The 17,722-nt window shown below is 48.8% G+C and carries 11 protein-coding genes; 7 read left to right on the top strand and 4 right to left on the bottom strand.

Annotation, left to right across the window (positions count from 1 at the left end):
* Positions 1-52: 52 nt before the first annotated feature.
* Positions 53-3,958, bottom strand: a complete 3,906-nt coding sequence (locus MJO57_RS02415) for a hypothetical protein (protein WP_252022656.1) — start codon at positions 3,956-3,958, stop codon at positions 53-55.
* Between MJO57_RS02415 and MJO57_RS02420 the strand changes: the two genes are divergently transcribed.
* Positions 3,957-4,157, top strand: a complete 201-nt coding sequence (locus MJO57_RS02420) for a hypothetical protein (RefSeq protein ID WP_252022658.1) — start codon at positions 3,957-3,959, stop codon at positions 4,155-4,157. The two genes, MJO57_RS02415 and MJO57_RS02420, sit on opposite strands and share 2 nt — an antisense overlap.
* Positions 4,158-4,167: 10 nt before the next feature.
* Here MJO57_RS02420 and MJO57_RS02425 read toward each other — a convergent pair whose 3' ends face one another.
* On the bottom strand, positions 4,168-5,739 hold the full coding sequence (locus MJO57_RS02425) for an ATP-binding protein (protein WP_252022660.1): 1,572 nt from the start codon (positions 5,737-5,739) through the stop codon (positions 4,168-4,170).
* The gene (locus MJO57_RS02430; RefSeq protein WP_252022663.1) at positions 5,736-6,452 is read right to left on the bottom strand and encodes a response regulator; all 717 of its coding nucleotides are present in this window, start codon (positions 6,450-6,452) and stop codon (positions 5,736-5,738) included. The genes MJO57_RS02425 and MJO57_RS02430 overlap by 4 nt, the downstream gene beginning before the upstream one ends.
* 242 nt (positions 6,453-6,694) lie before the next feature.
* On the opposite strand from MJO57_RS02430, the gene MJO57_RS02435 reads away from it, so the two are divergent.
* The 4 genes from MJO57_RS02435 to MJO57_RS02450 all read left to right on the top strand — a co-directional run bounded on the left by MJO57_RS02435 (position 6,695) and on the right by MJO57_RS02450 (position 11,754).
* Positions 6,695-7,117, top strand: a complete 423-nt coding sequence (locus tag MJO57_RS02435) for a hypothetical protein (RefSeq protein ID WP_252022665.1) — start codon at positions 6,695-6,697, stop codon at positions 7,115-7,117.
* Between the two features lie 244 nt (positions 7,118-7,361).
* Positions 7,362-8,027, top strand: a complete 666-nt coding sequence (locus tag MJO57_RS02440; protein WP_256493226.1) for an RING finger domain-containing protein — start codon at positions 7,362-7,364, stop codon at positions 8,025-8,027.
* 185 nt (positions 8,028-8,212) lie between these two features.
* Entirely contained in the window at positions 8,213-9,700 is a 1,488-nt protein-coding gene (locus MJO57_RS02445; protein ID WP_252022670.1) for an NEL-type E3 ubiquitin ligase domain-containing protein, read from the top strand.
* A 338-nt stretch (positions 9,701-10,038) separates the two neighbouring features.
* Positions 10,039-11,754 (top strand): NEL-type E3 ubiquitin ligase domain-containing protein, encoded by a 1,716-nt coding sequence (locus MJO57_RS02450; protein WP_252022672.1) that lies wholly within the window; start codon positions 10,039-10,041, stop codon positions 11,752-11,754.
* 62 nt (positions 11,755-11,816) lie between these two features.
* Here the strand turns inward: MJO57_RS02450 and MJO57_RS02455 are convergent, their stop codons facing one another.
* On the bottom strand, positions 11,817-13,475 hold the full coding sequence (locus MJO57_RS02455; RefSeq protein WP_252022674.1) for a transposase: 1,659 nt from the start codon (positions 13,473-13,475) through the stop codon (positions 11,817-11,819).
* Positions 13,476-13,828: 353 nt separating this feature from the next.
* On the opposite strand from MJO57_RS02455, the gene MJO57_RS02460 reads away from it, so the two are divergent.
* Complete coding sequence (locus tag MJO57_RS02460) at positions 13,829-15,748, top strand: NEL-type E3 ubiquitin ligase domain-containing protein (RefSeq protein WP_252022676.1); 1,920 nt, start codon at positions 13,829-13,831, stop codon at positions 15,746-15,748.
* A gap of 217 nt (positions 15,749-15,965) precedes the next feature.
* Entirely contained in the window at positions 15,966-17,696 is a 1,731-nt protein-coding gene (locus MJO57_RS02465; protein WP_252022679.1) for an NEL-type E3 ubiquitin ligase domain-containing protein, read from the top strand.
* Positions 17,697-17,722 lie beyond the last annotated feature (26 nt).

Here is a 17,722-nt window from a genome sequence, read left to right on the forward strand (position 1 = left end):
GCCTGGGAACGAGGCATAAAGACTGCCTCATAAGTGCTATTTTTCTACGCCATCACTTGTTAAACAGTGCCTTATGGTGTTTGCTCAGTGTTTTCATAGTACTGTCATGCTTCCTGTTGCCTGATTCAGCCGATTCACTGGCCTTGTCAAACAGGGCCAGACGAATATCTCGCTCTGAGGCATTGCTTGTCAAACCAAGAAAACGCAGCGCTTCTGACTGCCCCCGGTCAGGACCGGACAGAAAAGGTTTACTATCCTGAGCTTCGTTGGAAATGTATTTTCTGCCTATCCTGGCGATATCTTTTGAAACTTTCAGATTACTTGCATTCTTCTGCAGCTTGTCAAAAGCATTCTTAATGACATTTGCTTCGTTATAGACACTCGAAACACCCAGCTTTTTTTGATCAATGGCTCTCTCCTCTTTTGGTATTGAGTCTATTGATTTGGCCTTCCTGGTGGCGTTTATCTGAGCAGCAACAATTGACGTTACACCACTCACATCAATAGGCTTGTTTATTATTTCAGACGTTGACTTCGAGGCAAATGAAGAGTGAGTTGTACCTGCTGTGGCTTGAGCAACCTGAGACTGGTTAAGTTCGGAAGACCCGGAATGATCCTTGTTCTTGTTAATGGCAGGGCTACGGTTTGTTGGTGTCGCAGGAGAAGGCGTTGTACTTTCGGAAGTTGAGCCGGGCTGCAACTCTTTTTTCATCCGAAGCTCTGCGCGCTCACTGGTATTAGCCATTGCTTGACGGACTTCTTCAGCCCTGTCCATCGGGACTGACTCTTCCGTTACATCCACAGGAACATCTGGCTCTGGCCTGAGCGTCTGTGTGGTAACCCGACCCTCTTCGCCTTCAGAGAAGTTATCAGGATCGTTTGATACCGAGCCTTCCAGATGGCCCGGATTATCAGCATGAAATACAGTTCCTTCTGGAATACTGTCCTGATCTCCCCCGCTATTATCTGATTGCTGCAAAGCCATTTCAGACGGTTCAGCGTCATCAATTCCAGCAACATTGACCAGAGAAGGTTTATCCTCACCGGTGGCCAGGGCAGAGATCAGCTCCGGGTTCTCCTGAGTCTTTAACTCAACAAATGACTCAGTACCAACATCACTTTGATCGGCATCATCGGTTGATGTAACACTGTCGATTGACGAGTTATCTCCAGATCTTCCACTTACACTGACATCGATCCCCTGATTGTCGTCTAAAGCTGCACTGTCGCCAGTAAGCTCTGGCTCGGCAAACAGATCAGCGACGCCATCAAGCTCACTGAAATTCTCCTCAAGTGGTGTTTCCCCAGTTGATTTCACTGCTTCCCGGAGCGACCCGGTTTCACTTTGATCGGTTTCACCGTTGGGTATAGTGCGGTCGATGGATGCTTTATCTCCAGATAATTCCAATGCCGTTTCTGTCTGGACCGACTCAGTATCAACATCACTTTGATCAGCATCATCGGTTGATGTAACACTGTCGATTGACGCGTTATCTCCAGATCTTCCCCTTACACTGACATCGATCTCCTGATTGTCGTCTAAAGCTGCACTGTCGCCAGTAAGCTCTGGCTCGGCAAACAGATCAGCGACACCATCAAGCTCACTGAAATCCTCCTCAAGTGGTGTTTCCCCAGTTGATTTCACTGCTTCCCGGAGCGACCCGGTTTCACTTTGATCGGTTTCACCGTTGGGTATAGTACGGTCGATGGATGCTTTATCTCCAGATATTTCCAATGCCGTTTCTGTCTGAACCGACTCAGTACCAACATCACTTTGATCAGCATCATCGGTTGATGTAACACTGTCGATTGACGCGTTATCTCTAGATCTTCCCCTTACACTGACATCGATCTCCTGATTGTCGTCTAAATCTGCACTGTCGCCAGTAAGCTCTGGCTCGGCAAACAGATCAGCGACACCATCAAGCTCACTGAAATCCTCCTCAAGTGGTGTTTCCCCAGTTGATTTCACTGCTTCCCGGAGCGACCCGGTTTCACTTTGATCGGTTTCACCGTTGGGTATAGTACGGTCGATGGATGCTTTATCTCCAGATATTTCCAATGCCGTTTCTGTCTGAACCGACTCAGTACCAACATCACTTTGATCAGCATCATCGGTTGATGTAACACTGTTGATTGACGCGTTATCTCCAGATCTTCCCCTTACACTGACATCGATCCCCTGATTGTCCTCTAAATCTGCACTGTCGCCAGTAAGCTCTGGCTCGGCAAACAGATCAGCGACACCATCAAGCTCACTGAAATCTTCCTCAAGTGGTGTTTCCCCAGTTGATTTCACTGCTTCCCGGAGCGACCCGGTTTCACTTTGATCGGTTTCACCGTTGGGTATAGTACTGTGGATGGATATTTCATCGCCAGATCTTGCCAATTCCTCCTCTGTCTGGGTCAATGCAGCACCAACATCACTTTGACCGGTACCTTCGGTGGTGTTAACACTGTCGATTGGTACTTTATCTCCTGACCTTTCTCTTACACTGATATTTGTCGATTGATTGTCGTCTAATTCTGCACTGTCGCCGGAAAGCTCTGGCTCAGTAAACAGCTTCGCAACGCCATCAAGCTTGCTGTAATCGTCCCCAACTGATAATCCTGCACTGTCGCCGGAAAGCCCTGGCTCGGCAAACAACTTCGCAACGCCATCAAGCTCGCTGTAATCGTCCCCAACTGATAATCCTGCACTGTCGCCGGAAAGCTCTGGCTCGGCAAACAGATCAGCGACGCCATCAAGCTCACTGTAATCATCCCCGGTATTACCAGTGTGACGTGGATCATCGGGCTGTGAACTTGTAGTTGTTGTAGAGTCTGTTTGTTCAGAAGGGTTCTGCACTATACCGGGGATCAGCGAAGCGTCTCCTCTCATAGCAGGATTATCGAAAGTCGCGTCTACGCCGGGTTCATACAGGGAGTCTGTATTATCCCCGTTATTCGTGGAATTGATGGACATATCCTGATCAGCCGGGTTCGAATCTGTCAGATCCTGTCTTGTTACTTCAGGTATTGCAGGCCTGTCATTGTCCTGCTCCACCCGAGGACCGGCTTGAGGAGGCTGCCCAGTTGTGCCGGTATGCCCTGGCCCTGCCATAGGACTACCCGTTGTCGGTCGTTGGGCTATCGGACCACGATCAATGTGTGTGGCGTTGACAGAACTTCTACGAACATTGATGGTAAGCAGGCAATGTCTGTTCTCAAGCCTGGCGAAGTCATTAAGACCCGTGGCTTCTTCCCCGATTTGTTGATCAATGTCCGAGACATGCTGTTTCAGGTCGGTGATTTCCCGGTCAGTGGTGGCCTGATCGAATGACGCGAAGTGTTCATTGTGATGCTTTTCAAGAATCGCTACGGCTTTCTCCATTAGCTTGCCCAGATTGGGCTGATCTTTTAACTTATCCCCGGGAGGAATCAGGCTGAACTCTTCTCTACTTTTCAGCGTTATTTTGACCTTCAGGGCGGGGGGGAACTGGGTATTTTTAAGTGCTTTGAGAGCCTCCTCCGGGCTATTGTTCTGAGCTTTTTTCAATTCCACTAACGACTGTTTCAACCCACTCAGAGAGGCCGTTACCGCCTTCTTTTCATTGCTTTTCTTAAGCAGTTCATCGGCCTGTTTGAGCAGTTGGTTTTGTGTTTTCTTCAGTTCTTTCTGGTCAGCTTTATCCAGCTGACCGCCCTTAATGGAGGGAAGCGACTCACCTGTGGCTGGTTGGATTTCCCTGTCACAAAGCGCTTTACCGTCGATAGCGGTTCGCGCCTGGTCATAATTCGTTACCTCCGGATAGCTGACTTTTGACGACACATCCGGCATGACTTCAGCCTGGCGAGTGGCAAATTTGGCATCAGTGGTCTGAGAAGATGGCAATGGCACTGAGGCATGATGGGCAGAACTGGGGTCAATGGCACCAGAAGGGATACTGCAAAGTGGATATCTCAGGAAGTTGTGCATGATCAATAACTGGCCGAAAGTATTGCCATTACTATCGGCAGCGGACAGGAATTACCAAACCATCGTAACGCTTTACCTTTATGCCCTTCGGGTGCGATCAAGAGGTATCAGACAGGAACGCGTGGAGTGTGCTGTGGGGCGGCCATCCGTGGGGCGGCCATCCGTGGGGCGGCCATCCATGGGGCGGCGATCAGCTTGAGGTTTGTGCTTTATCCCCGGTTCAATGGCAACTCCAGTGTAACTGTGAGCCCCTGCAGACGGTTTTCGAGAGTGATCTCACCACCATGATTACGGACAATATTGCGGGCAATAGCCATCCCCAGGCCAATCCCCCCGGTATCCCGGTTCCTTGACTCTTCCAGTCTGAAAAAGGGCTCAAACACCTGCTCCATCTTATCTTCAGGAATACCCGGCCCATGGTCCTGAATCACCACAGCCACAAAATGCTGACCGGCCCGGTGATGTTGCTTCAGACTCACCTCAGTCCGCTGGCCATATTTAACGCCGTTCTCAATCAGGTTCCTCAGTGCCCGCTTAAGACTCACTGGACGACAGCGGATAATGACCTCACCAGCTTCCCGGAAACTCACATCCTGCCCGAGCTCAGCAAGATCGTCACACAGGCTGCCGGTCATGGCGTTCAGATCCACCTGTCGAGTCACTTCGTTGTCCGATGCCTGACGCATAAATGCCAATGTGGCCTCGGACATCTGCTGCATCTCCTCCAGAGTGGCCAGAAGCTGGTCACGATCCTTGCTCCGGGGCATCAGTTCGACCCGGAGCCGCATGCTGGTGATAGGGGTTCTGAGGTCATGGGATAATGCCGCCAGCATCCGGGTTCGATCCGACACAAACCGCTGCAGACGATCATTCATCTTGTTAAATGCCCGGATGGTTTCCTTCAGGTCTGCTGGGCCTTTCTCAGGCAAAGGCTCTACCTGCTCTCCAACCCCCAAACGGGTAGACGCTTTTGCCAGCATGCGTAAGGGCCGTGTAATACGCCTCACCATCACCGCAAGGGCTGCCAGAACCAGTACCATGGACGTAACCAGGAAAATAACGGTCTGTTTTGCAGCCAGCGGTGGTGCTGCAGGAGCCGTGGCTTTCAGGTTCAGCCAGTAACCATTAACCATATGCACAGAAACCTGCAGGCTGGTTATCAGCGGGGGGCGCCACCCTTCCCGGAAATAGCGGCGGTTGGCATCACCCCGGGAATCTGGCACTGGACGCTGATGATGCCATGGTTTCTGACAACTATCTCCATCACTGCAAGGTCTGGAAGACTTCCGGTACTCTGACTCCCCGCTTCTGAAGGCCGGGGCTTTGGCAGTAACGCTTTTTATCAGCCCCTCACCCCGTGAGTGGTCCACTTTTACCAGTATACGCCCTTTGTATTGGCTCCCCATCAAGTGCAATAAACGCTGCATCAGTCGTTGATCGTGAACATTCATATCTTTGCTGGTCAGCTCACTGCGTTCATCAACAGTAAACCAGGCATTCTGGGTTCTGGCTGCTGCAAGAATGGCTGAGTAATCAGTGACCGGGTTATTTTCCAGTAACCAGACCAGGGACTCTATCTGTTGAAACTGTGACCTCTGACTGATATCCGACAGAACCGTGCGGTAGGCATTGCCAAGAATGACAAAGCTGAACACCTGGGCAAAAACAAGGGCGACCAGAACAACCAAAACCATCTGGGTCACCATACTCGACCATAGACGTTTAAATGCGCCCGGTTTGCTGATCCTCTTGCGAATAGAATCAGGGAATAAGTCGTTCATACCGCTTTTGATACTTCTGTAAACATGTATCCCCCACCCCAGACGGTTTTAATCAGTGTTGGATGTTTCGGATCTTTCTCAATCTTCTTTCTCAACCGGCTGATATGGTTATCAATACTCCGGTCAAATGGCAAAGCCTCACGCCCCCTGGTGAGGTCCATCAGCTGATCCCGGCTCAATACCTGCCGTGAATGCTCCAGAAAAACCTTTAACAATCGAAACTCGGCAGCGCTCAAATCCACCAGCAAACCATCTTCCCGAGTCAGCTGATGCTGATGAACATCCAGGCTCCAGCCCTTAAACGTCAATGTGGAATGATCACTGACAGCTGGCTCCCTGGCTGAAACATGCTCCAGACGACGCAAAACGGCCTTGATTCGTGCCAGCAACTCCCTCGGGCTGAACGGTTTGGAGACATAATCATCCGCCCCCATCTCCAAACCGACGATGGTATCGGCTTCCTCACTCATGGCGGTCAACATGATCACGGGCGGGCCATCATTTTCCTGAAGATAACGACATAACGTCAGCCCGTCTTCTCCCGGCATCATGATATCCAGAACTACAAGGTCAATGGCTTCACGCTCAAGGACTTCACGCATGGCTGCTCCGCCATCGGCCAGAGAAACAAGGTAGCCATGCTGATCCAGATAGCGTCCTAACAGATCACGAATCTCATCGTGGTCATCAACCACAAGAATGTGTTTTTTCATGGCGTTCCACACCCGGATTTCGGTTCAGGCCTTGTTGACATCAGTTGACATTATAAGGTTGAAATGGGGTTGCTTTGGATAGGCTGCGAACAATTGATACAAATTGCGACAAAGACCCATAATTTTGGGATATTTCTGAGAAATTCATGGTTTTTAATAAAATTCATTGAAGCCCGAAATAATTTCCCGGGTTTCAGCAAACCAACGTGGAAACCGATTGAGGACAATTGAGGATAAAAGCCATGAAAAAGACAACCTTGATAGCAACCACCCTGGTCACTGTATTGACCGCTTCCTCAGCTTTCGCCTGGTGGGGTGACAATGGGCGAGGTGATGGCAGACACTGCTCTGAAGGCAATCGCTCAGGTCAGTTCATGAAAGGAGAGCACGACAAGCGTGGCATGATGGGCAATAACGTCAAAGAGCACATGAATCGCGAGTTCTCTGCCACTGAAATCAGAACCCTCAATGAAGCCCGACTGATCATGCAGGGCAACCCCAATGTTAAAGTAGGCAAAGTAACCCCGACAAAAGACGGCTTTAACGTAACCATCGTGACTAAAGACAACTCTCTGGTAAAAGAGATGGGGCTGGCCAAAAATGGTATGCCATTGGAACGTTACAACATGGTCAGGGACCGGATCGCAGCCAAAGAGCAGCAATAAACAGTTAACCACTTGCTCTGATAAACGCTATCAGCCTTGTTAATTCTTACATGGAAAGTGGTAAGAATCCGTTAACCAATACCCCTTTGGACTGGTCAAGCGTTGTACGGCTCTTGGCAGAAGATCTTGGCAGAAGAAGTTCAACGACAGTGGCAGACTTACTTTGAAACCCGGGTATCCGAAGGGAACCAAAGCCAAATAAAGATGCTCTAACCTCCATTAAAGTAATAAATGCGAGAGATTTATGAACGTTAATGGTGTTGCATGTCCAATATGTTATGACGTAAAAAATTGCGAAATTATCGAACTAACATGTGGACATACTTTTGGCAGATCATGTATGCAGACATGGATAGAGACTTCTGACCAAAAGCGGTGTCTTATGTGCTCACAACAATTAACTGATGGTGATTTGCAGAGGATAAACCATACCCCATTATATGAGCGTATAGTTAATATTTCGACAACAGCTTTTGCCATTTTCAGACCAACTTTCTATCGTGTTGCTCGTGACTTTCTTAATGAAATCTTACCTTTATGCACTTTTTGTAGCTTGGCTGTTCCCGCGGTTGTTCTCTCGGGTATTACCGAGGGAACTGTCAAGCTTTTGCCCCTTGGGAATGCTCTGGAGATCATCAAAGGTTTAGCTGTCTTTGACGGGACAGTCGCTGCGGCCTTAACTCTCGGTTCTGCCGTTGGAGCTCTCGGGGCTGCTTGTGAAGTTGCTGATTATTTCGGAGTTGCTGTCGCGTTTGCTTCTGGGGCTTTAGCCGGGGCTTATTCCTATGACGTATTTGTCGACGCAAATGACTCTGCCTCCTCAGTTCGCAACGTCTATATTTCTGTCATGGGTGGCCTCGCATGTATCCCTTGTCATATCGCATACAATATAGAACTGGACAACCTTTAAACAGGCTTGGCAGGGCATATAGTTATTTTTCGGAGTTCATGAGTCAGTACTATGTCAACTATGTTGGCACAGGGGGATGGTGAAAACCTATCCACCAAAATGTCGTCAAACATTATATTCAAGACTTTATTTATAGAAATAATGAAGTAATGAACCTAAGACCTCTTTCACCGGGATCTTCTCCCTTGGCAGTACCATCATCAACTGTTGATGATAACGATGTAGACGGTCAAAATCATATCCCGCAATCTCGAGCAGTCTCTTGCTCATCAGAAATCAAATCATTGGTAGATCGTTCTGCCATTGAGACAAAAAAGATTATACAAAGTAAATTGATAGACCTGATTGCACAACAGAGTTTTTCTAATGATGTTCATTACCAAGTCGAAGGCGACCTTTTGCTTGCCCGATACTCCCGCCTGACGACCCTGCCCGAGAACCTCTCCGTGAGGGGCAACCTTCATCTTTTTTATTGCACCGACCTGACGGTACTACCCGAGAACCTCTCCGTAGGGGGACACCTTGAGCTTGTACGTTGCTATAGCCTGACGGCCCTGCCAGAAAACCTCTCCGTGGGAGGTGACCTTAATCTTAGTAATTGCACCAGCCTGACGGCCCTGCCTAACTGGATTACAACGATTGGACAAACTTCTCAGGGTAGAACCCGCAATATCCATCTTGAGAATACCGGACTGTCAGATACCTTGATTGACCGTCTGCGCACCACCAGGTCGCCTGGTATTCAGTTTCATTTTTCCAGAAATGCAAGGCAGCCTGAAAAGCTGTTTTCAAACATGGAACGAGGCTTTGCCTTCTGGCGTATGTTGGCGTCATCCGACCTGGAAATACCAGAACTTGACCTCCGGCATGACCAGGCTGCTGACCTTGTTCGCTATCTGAGTCGACTGACCAGCACTGCAGACTACCAGAACCAGGTATCCCGCCCTGTACTGGCCCATCGGGTGATGGCACTTATGTCGTTACTTGCCGATGACCGGGTTCGGGAGGATGCTCTGCGACACATAAACCAGGCTCTCAGTTCCTGTGATGACCGGATCATCCTGGCTCTGGATGATCTGGAAACGTTGCAATTACGCCATTCGGCGGAAACACTGGCCCTGGAAAACCGTGATCCTCGCGAATTAAGGGCATTAGGCCTGAAAATGATGCGCCTGGATGAGGTAAAACGAATTGCCCGTGACCATATGAAGAAACTGAGCTGGGTGGACGAAATTGAAGTAGAGCTGGCTTTTCAGATTGGTGTACGCCAGCGAAAACTGGACCTGCCCGGTTCAACTCGGCATATGTTATTTAGAGGGTGCGCCTATGTGTCGGATCAGGATATTGCCAACGCTGTTAAGCAAGTGAATACCCAATGTTCCGGGGCTGAACTTGAAGCCTATCTCGAACAGTGGGCACCCTGGCAAAAATTTCAACGCCTGCAAGCCGTACCGTCTTTTGACCAACTGCCACCAAAAACCGTAGCCAGCATTGATAACTGTGTTATATGTACAGAAAAAACCGGTGAAATGGTTGCACTGGGCGATACCCATCTGGATTACAACACCCTGGTTAAGGCTTACATGGAAAATGGAAAGAATCCGTTAACCAATACCCCTTTGGACTGGTCAAGCGTTGTTCGGCTCTTGAAGGAAGATATGACCGGGATCTGAAACCATTTCACCAAGACAGCGACAGGGCAATATGAGCAATAACTTACTTTTCATTACTCTATAAACGAAATCCGGAGGGAAAGGAATTTATCCATTAATATGTTGTCCAACATCAACATCCAGGTTCTATTCAAAATAATAATGGTAATGGAACAATGAATATCAGATCTTTTTCTGCAGGATCTTCACCCTTGGCAGTACCATCATCAAATGTTAATGGTAGCGATGTCGATAATCAAAATCATACTCCGCAGTCTCGAGAATCCCCTCACTCATCAGAAATTAAATCATTAGTAGATCGTTCGGCTATTTTGACAGAAATGATTACACCGGATGTAATGAAAGCACGGATTTTACAACAGGATTTTTCCAATGATGTTCATTACCAGGTCAAAGGCAACCTTAACCTTTGCGGTTGCACCAGCCTGACGACCCTGCCTGACAACCTTTTCGTTGAGGGCAACCTTCATCTCTCCAATTGTACCAGCCTGACGACCCTGCCTGACAACCTCTCCGTTGAGGGCTCCATTTATCTCTGCTATTCCAGCCTTACAACCCTGCCCAATAGCCTCTCCTTGGGGGGTGATCTTCGTCTTTCCGGTTGCACATCTCTGACGGCCCTGCCCGATAATCTTTCTGTGGGGGGAGACCTTTATCTTATCAGTTGCACCAGCCTGACAGAGCTACCAGACAACCTATCCGTGGGGGGTGACATTAATCTTACCGGTTGCACCAGCCTTACAACCGTGCCCAATAACTTCTCCGTGGGGGGCAAACTTTATCTTTACGGTTGCACCAGCCTTACAACCCTGCCCAATGGCCTCTCCGTGAAGGGTTATCTTGGTCTTTCCGGTTGCATCTGTCTGACGGCCCTGCCCGATAATCTTTCTGTGGAGGGCAACCTTTATCTTATCGGTTGCACCAGCCTGACGGAGCTACCAGACAACCTATCCGTGGGGGGTGACATTACTCTTACCGGTTGCACCAGCCTTACAACCCTGCCTGACTGGATTACCAGGATTGGACGAACCTCTCAGGGTACAATCCGCTCTGTCTATCTTGACAATACAGGTCTGTCAGATTCCTTGATTGACCGTCTGCGCACCACCACGGCGGCTGGTATTCAGTTTCATTTTTCCAGAAGTGCATGGCAGTCCGAACAACAGTTTTTAAACATGGAGCAAGGCTTTGCTTTCTGGCGTGATTTGGCTTCATCCGAGCTGGAAATGCCAGAACTCGACCTCCGGCATGACCAGGCGACTGAACTTGTTCATTACCTGAGTCGACTGACCAGCACTGCAGACTACCAGAACCGGGTATCCCGCCCTGTACTGGCCCAGCGGGTGATGGCGCTTATGTCGTTACTTGCTGATGACCGGGCTCGGGAAGATGCTCTGCGACACATAAACGAAGCTCTCAGTTCCTGTGATGACCGGATCATCCTGGCTCTGGATGATCTGGAAACGTTGCAATTACGCCATTCGGCGGAAACACTGGCCCTGGAAAACCGTGATCTTGGCGAATTAAGAGCATTAGGCCTGAAAATGATGCGCCTGGATGAGGTGAAACGAATTGCCCGTGACCATATGAAGAGCCTGAGCTGGGTAGATGAAGTTGAAGTAGTGCTGGCTTTTCAGATTGGTGTACGCCAGAAGAAACTGGATCTGCCCGGTTCAACTCAGCATATGTTATTTAGAGGGTGCGCCTATGTGTCGGATCAGGATATCGCCAATGCTGTTCAGCAAGTGAATGCCCATTGTTCCGGGGCTGAACTTGAAGCCTATCTCGAACAGTGGGCACCCTGGCAAAAATTTCAGCGCCTGCAAGCCGTACCGTCTTTTGACCAACTGCCACCAAAAACCGTAGCCCGTATTGATCACTGTATAATATGTACAGAAAAAACCGGTGAAATGGTTGCACTGGGCGATACCCATCTGGATTACAACACCCTGGTTAAGGCTTACATGAAAAATGGAAAGAATCCGTTAACCAATACCCCTTTGGACTGGTCAAGCGTTGTACGGCTCTTGAAGGAAGATATGACCGGGATCTGAAACCATTTCACCAAGACAGCGACAGGGCAATATGAGCAATAACTTACTTTTCATGTAATTTCTCAAAAACTGCTGGCAGCACCACACGGAAGATGACGTGAAGCCTCCTCAATCAGGTTACTCAATCTCGGAAATAACCCATCGCCCATTAGTCGGCTTTTCAGATAATCCCAAAAAGAGAGACCATACAGGCGACACGTTTTTTTCAGGCTGGCAAAGGTGTCGCGACATTGCCGCCCCAAATCGCTTCGCGTCCCACTACTGATCTTTCGTCGTTTAACATATTCTCGTATCTGACTCTCGCTCAGGTTGTTGTGCAGCGGTAAGCTCGGGTCATCCAGAACCAGTAATAGCTCTTCCTTGATTACAGCCAACCCTGACAGAGCATCCTGAAGAAGCCCACTGCACGTTTGGGTTTGGATCAGCGCCTGGAACCCCTGTCGTACTTTTATTGCCTTTTTTTCAGTTGGCTCTGTCTTGAAGTCTTTAAGGTCATCGTAAATGGCCCAGAACCATGTCCGAAGCCATTTCTGAGCCATGGCCTGCTGATCATTGACCGGATGAACTTTTGCCAGCCCTCGCTCTGCATGTATCCAGCACTGGCTGTGTTTGAAAACGTCGAACTGCCTTGCCCCATCACTGAAGGTGGTAAGATGTCCTGCTCCATGCTGTATCAGGCTGCCATAAATCATGGCTTCACTGGCCTGCTGGCGCCGTCTACCAGTTAGTCTCAGGTCTTTCATACATTCTTCCCAGGCTTCATGGCTCAGGAAGGTGACGCCTCTGTATGGATTAAGAACGCGTAGCCACTTTTTGGGGTAATCCAGTTTTTCCAGATAGATCAAGGCATCGTCGGTGAACGTGTAAGTTGACCATGGGCGGTGCAGTAGGCTTACGAAATTTTCCCGGCTTTTGCTGTCTGTGCTCTCGAACCAGGCAAAGGACTCGTTATTGATGATGGTGCAGTAACCGTTCTTCACCTTATGCCTTGTTCCCGTGTCGTCTGTCTGGATATAACTTGAACAGCGAATACCTGTAGTCAACAGCTCATCTTTCTCAGCATGGAACTGCTCGTGTCCTTTCGTCAGAAGCTGGCTGAGTTCCCCGCTGGAAATAGAGATTCCAATGTCCCATAGCCAGTCCAGCAGTTCTGGCTGGGTAACGGAGCAACCATGATACTGGTGCAGAACGTAGGCCTGCAGCATTGGCCCGTAATGATGTCCATGAAGGCTGGCTGGCGGTTTGGCCGTAATGGTTTGTCCATCGGGTGTCACCCATTGCTCTAAAAGATATTCAATACTGGATGTTTGTATTGTCAGTTCCTGAACATGAAAAGGGGTGGTTCCATTCCTGATTGATCCCTCCGGAACATCAGTGGCAGCAATGGGTATGGATTTTTCCGCCGATGGCTTTCGGGGCTGTTTACGCTGCTTTCTGGTTTTCTCGTTGGGCTTCTTAACCTTCTGCTTTGACGAGGTGTCTGGGCTGGCTCCATCGTTACCCTCAGGAGCGGATGGATCTCCATCAGGGCTGCCGGTGTCATCATCGGGAGGTTTGGTGTTTGGTTTGATGTCAGGCTTTGCGGGCAGTTTTTTTAGACGACGAATCTCTGCTTCAAGCAATTCTATCTGCTCTTTGAGCTGAATGATCTGCTCTTGCTGCTGAGTGATGAATCTCAGTAGATCTTCAGGTTGTAACTGCTGGTGTTCTAGAAAAGCCATGGTGAGAGGATAGACGACTGACCGAAATTATCCTGCTTCCAGCACTTTTTGAGAAATTACCTTTTCATTACTCCTTAAACGAAATTCGGAGGGAAAGGAATTTATCCATTAAAAATGTTGTCCAAAATCACCTGCGGGGTTCTACTCACAATAATAATGGTAATGGAACAATGAACATCAGATCTTTTTCTTCAGAATCTTCACCCTTGGCAGTACCATCATCAAATGTTAATGGTAACGGTGTAGATAATCAAAATCTTACTCCGCAGTCTCGAGAAGCCCCTCACTCATCAGAAATTAAATCATTAGTAGATCGTTCGGCTATGTTGACAGAAATGATTACACCGAATGAAATGAAAGCACGGATTTTACAACAGGATTTTTCTAATGATGTTCATTACCAAGTCAAAGGCAACCTTGATCTTTCCGGTTACACCAGCCTGACGACCCTGCCTGACAACCTCTTCGTTGAGGGCAACATTCATCTTTCCAATTGCACCAGCCTTACAACTCTGCCCAATAACTTCTCCGTGGGGGGTGACCTTTATCTTTTCGGTTGCACCAGACTGACTATCCTGTCTGACAACCTCTTTGTTGAAGGTAGCATTAATCTCCCCAATTGCACCAGCCTTACAACCCTGCCCAATAACCTCTACGTGAGGGGCTACCTTGATCTTTCCGGTTGCACCTGTCTGACGGCCCTGCCCGAGAACTTCTCCGTGGGAGGCAGCCTTTATCTGAACTATTGCATCGGTCTGACGACCCTACCCGATAATCTTTTTGTGGGGGAGGACCTTTTTCTTAGATATTGCACCGGCCTGACGGACCTGCCTCTGCCTGACAACCTCTTCGTTGCAGGCATCATTGATCTTTCCCATTGCACCAGCCTTACAACCGTGACCAATAACTTCTCCGTGGGGGGCAAGGGCAACCTTTATCTTACCGGTTGCACCAGCCTGACGACCCTGCCTGACAACCTCTTCGTTGAAGGCTTCATTAATCTCTGCAGTTGCACCAGCCTTACGACCCTGCCCAATAGCCTCTCCGTGAGGGGTTATCTTGGCCTTTCCGGTTGCACATGTCTGACGGCCCTCCCCGATAATCTTTCTGTGGGGAATGGCCTTTATCTTGTCGGTTGCACCAGCCTGACGGAGCTACCAGACAACCCATCCCTGGGGGGTGACATTAATCTTACCGGTTGCACCAGCCTTACAACCCTGCCTGACTGGATTACCAGGATTGGACGAACCTCTCAGGGTTTAATCCGCCATGTCTTTCTTGACAATACAGGTCTGTCAGATACCTTGATTGACCGTCTGCGCACCACCAGGCCACCTGGTATTCAGTTTCATTTTTCCAGAAATACAGGGCAGCCTGAACAACAGTTTTCAAGCATGGAACAAGGCTTTGTCTTCTGGCGTAAGTTGGCTTCATCCGACCTGGAAATGCCAGAACTTGATCTCCGCCATGACCAGACGACAGAATTTGTTAGTTTCCTGAGTCGACTGACCAGCACTGCGGACTACCAGAACAGGGTAACCCGCCCTGTATTGGCCCAGCGGGTGATGGCACTTATGTCGTTACTTACCGTGAATGAACGGGTTCGGGAAGATGCTCTGCGACACATAAACCAAGCCCTCAGTTCCTGTGATGACCGGATTATCCTGGCTCTGGATGATCTGGAAACGTTGCAATTACGCCATTCGGCGGAAACACTGGCCCTGGAAAACCGTGATCCTGGCGAATTAAGGGCATTAGGCCTGAAAATGATGCGCCTGGATGAGGTGAAACGAATTGCCCGTGACCATATGAAGACCCTGACTTGGGTGGATGAAATTGAAGTAGAGCTGGCTTTTCAGATTGGTGTACGCCAGAAGAAACTGGACCTGCCCGGTTCAACTCGGCATATGTTATTTAGAGGGTGCGCCTATGTGTCGGATCAGGATATTGCCAACGCTGTTCAGCAAGTGAATACCCATTGTTCCGGGGCTGAACTTGAAGCCTATCTCGAACAGTGGGCACCCTGGCAAAAATTTCAGCGCTTGCAAGCCGTACCGTTTTTTGACCAACTGCCACCAAAAACCGTAGCCCGTATTGATAACTGCATTATATGTACAGAAAAAACCGGTGAAATGGTTGCACTGGCTGATACCCATCTGGATTACAACACCCTGGTTAAGGCTTACATGGAAAATGGTAAGAATCCGTTAACCAATACCCCTTTGGACTGGTCAAGCGTTTTTCGGCTTCTGGAGGAAAAAGAAAGTCAATGATAGTGGCAGACGCGCCATCTAAGTTCCATGCCCCTTAATATCTGAGTTCAATGGAAACCAAAGCCAAATAAAAAAGAAAAATCTGCTTCCGCACACCTATTAGAAAAGTATTTTCAAAAACTTACTTTTCATTACTCTATAAATAAAATCCGGAGGTAGGGGAATTTATCCATTAAGAGGTAGGGGAATTTATCCATCAAAATGTTGTCATAATTGTATGAATAACTTAATTCCTGCTAATAATACTTTTTCTTCAGAGTCCTCTCCCATAGCAGTAGCATCATTAAATGCTGCTGATAACCAGGTAGGTGGTCAAAATCATACCCCGCAGTCTCAAGCAGCCTCTTACTCATCAGAAATCAAACCATTAGCAGATCGTTCTGCCCTTGAGACAAAAAGCATTACACCGGATGAAATGAAAGAACAGATTTTACGACAGAATTATTCAAACGATGTTCATTACCAAGTCGAAGGCAACCTTAAACTTTTCGGTTGCACCAGCCTTACAACCCTGCCCAATAACCTCTCCGTGGGGGGGCACCTTGATCTTTCCGGTTGCACAAGCCTTACAACCCTGCCCAACAACCTCTCCGTGGGGGAGTACCTTGATCTTTGCGGTTGCACCTGTCTGACGGCCCTGCCCGATAATCTTTCTGTGGAGGGTGGCCTTTATCTTATCGGTTGCACCGGCCTTACAACCCTGCCCGAGAACTTCACCGTGGGAGGCAACCTTTATCTTAACGATTGCATCGGTCTGACGACCCTACCCGATAATCTTTCTGTGGAGGGTAGCCTTTATTTTATCGGTTGCGCCAGCCTAACGGAGCTACCAGACAACCTATCCGTGGGGCGCAACATTTATCTTACCGGTTGCACCAGCCTTACAACCCTGCCTGACTGGATTACCAGGATTGGACGAACCTCTCAGGGTTTAATCCGCAATGTCTGTTTTAACAATACAGGTCTGTCAGATTCCTTGATTGACCGTCTGCGCACCACCACGGCGCCCGGTATTCAGTTTCATTTTTCCAGAAGTGCATGGCAGTCCGAACAACAGTTTTTAAACATGGAGCAAGGCTTTGCTTTCTGGCGTGATTTGGCTTCATCCGACCTGGAAATGCCAGAACTTGATCTCCGCCATGACCAGGCGACTGAACTTGTTCACTACCTGAGTCGACTGACTGGCACTGCTGACTATCATAACCAGGTATGCCGCCCTATACTGGCCCAGCGGGTGATGGCGCTTATATGCTTACTTGTAGAGAATGACAGGGTTCGGGAGGATGCCCTGCGACACATAAACCAAGCCCTCAGTTCCTGTGATGACCGGATCATCCTGGCTCTGGATGATCTGGAAACATTGCAATTACGCCATTCGGCGGAAACACTGGCCTTTGAAAACCGTGATCCTCACGAATTAAAATCATTAGGCCTGCAAATGATGCGCCTGGATGTGGTGAAACGAATTGCCCGTGACCATATGAAGACCCTGACTTGGGTGGATGAAATTGAAGTAGAGCTGGCTTTTCAGATTGGTGTACGCCAGAAGAAACTGGACCTGCCCGGTTCAACTCGGCATATGTTATTTAGAGGGTGCGCCTATGTGTCGGATCAGGATATTGCCAACGCTGTTCAGCAAGTGAATACCCATTGTTCCGGGGCTGAACTTGAAGCCTATCTCGAACAGTGGGCACCCTGGCAAAAATTTCAGCGCCTGCAAGCCGTACCGTCTTTTGACCAACTGCCAACAAAAACCGTAGCTCGTATTGATCACTGTATTATATGTACAGAAAAAACCGGTGAAATGGTTGCGCTGGGCGATACCCATCTGGATTACAACACCCTGGTTAAGGCTTACATGGAAAATGGAAAGAATCCGTTAACCAATACCCCTTTGGACTGGTCAAGCGTTGTTCGGCTCTTGAAGGAAGATATGACCGGGATCTGAAACCATTTCACCAAGACAGCGACAGG

This window comes from Endozoicomonas sp. SCSIO W0465 (assembly GCF_023716865.1).
In the GTDB taxonomy this organism is placed as follows: domain Bacteria; phylum Pseudomonadota; class Gammaproteobacteria; order Pseudomonadales; family Endozoicomonadaceae; genus Endozoicomonas.

Bases quoted from the DNA above. Each gene is read 5' to 3' on its own strand.
- MJO57_RS02420 (WP_252022658.1), top strand. From the start codon at position 3,957: ATGATCAATAACTGGCCGAAAGTATTGCCATTACTATCGGCAGCGGAC.
- MJO57_RS02415 (WP_252022656.1), bottom strand. From the start codon at position 3,958: ATGCACAACTTCCTGAGATATCCACTTTGCAGTATCCCTTCTGGTGCC.
- MJO57_RS02425 (WP_252022660.1), bottom strand. From the start codon at position 5,739: ATGAACGACTTATTCCCTGATTCTATTCGCAAGAGGATCAGCAAACCG.
- MJO57_RS02430 (WP_252022663.1), bottom strand. From the start codon at position 6,452: ATGAAAAAACACATTCTTGTGGTTGATGACCACGATGAGATTCGTGAT.
- MJO57_RS02435 (WP_252022665.1), top strand. From the start codon at position 6,695: ATGAAAAAGACAACCTTGATAGCAACCACCCTGGTCACTGTATTGACC.
- MJO57_RS02440 (WP_256493226.1), top strand. From the start codon at position 7,362: ATGAACGTTAATGGTGTTGCATGTCCAATATGTTATGACGTAAAAAAT.
- MJO57_RS02450 (WP_252022672.1), top strand. From the start codon at position 10,039: ATGAAAGCACGGATTTTACAACAGGATTTTTCCAATGATGTTCATTAC.
- MJO57_RS02455 (WP_252022674.1), bottom strand. From the start codon at position 13,475: ATGGCTTTTCTAGAACACCAGCAGTTACAACCTGAAGATCTACTGAGA.
- MJO57_RS02460 (WP_252022676.1), top strand. From the start codon at position 13,829: ATGAAAGCACGGATTTTACAACAGGATTTTTCTAATGATGTTCATTAC.
- MJO57_RS02465 (WP_252022679.1), top strand. From the start codon at position 15,966: ATGAATAACTTAATTCCTGCTAATAATACTTTTTCTTCAGAGTCCTCT.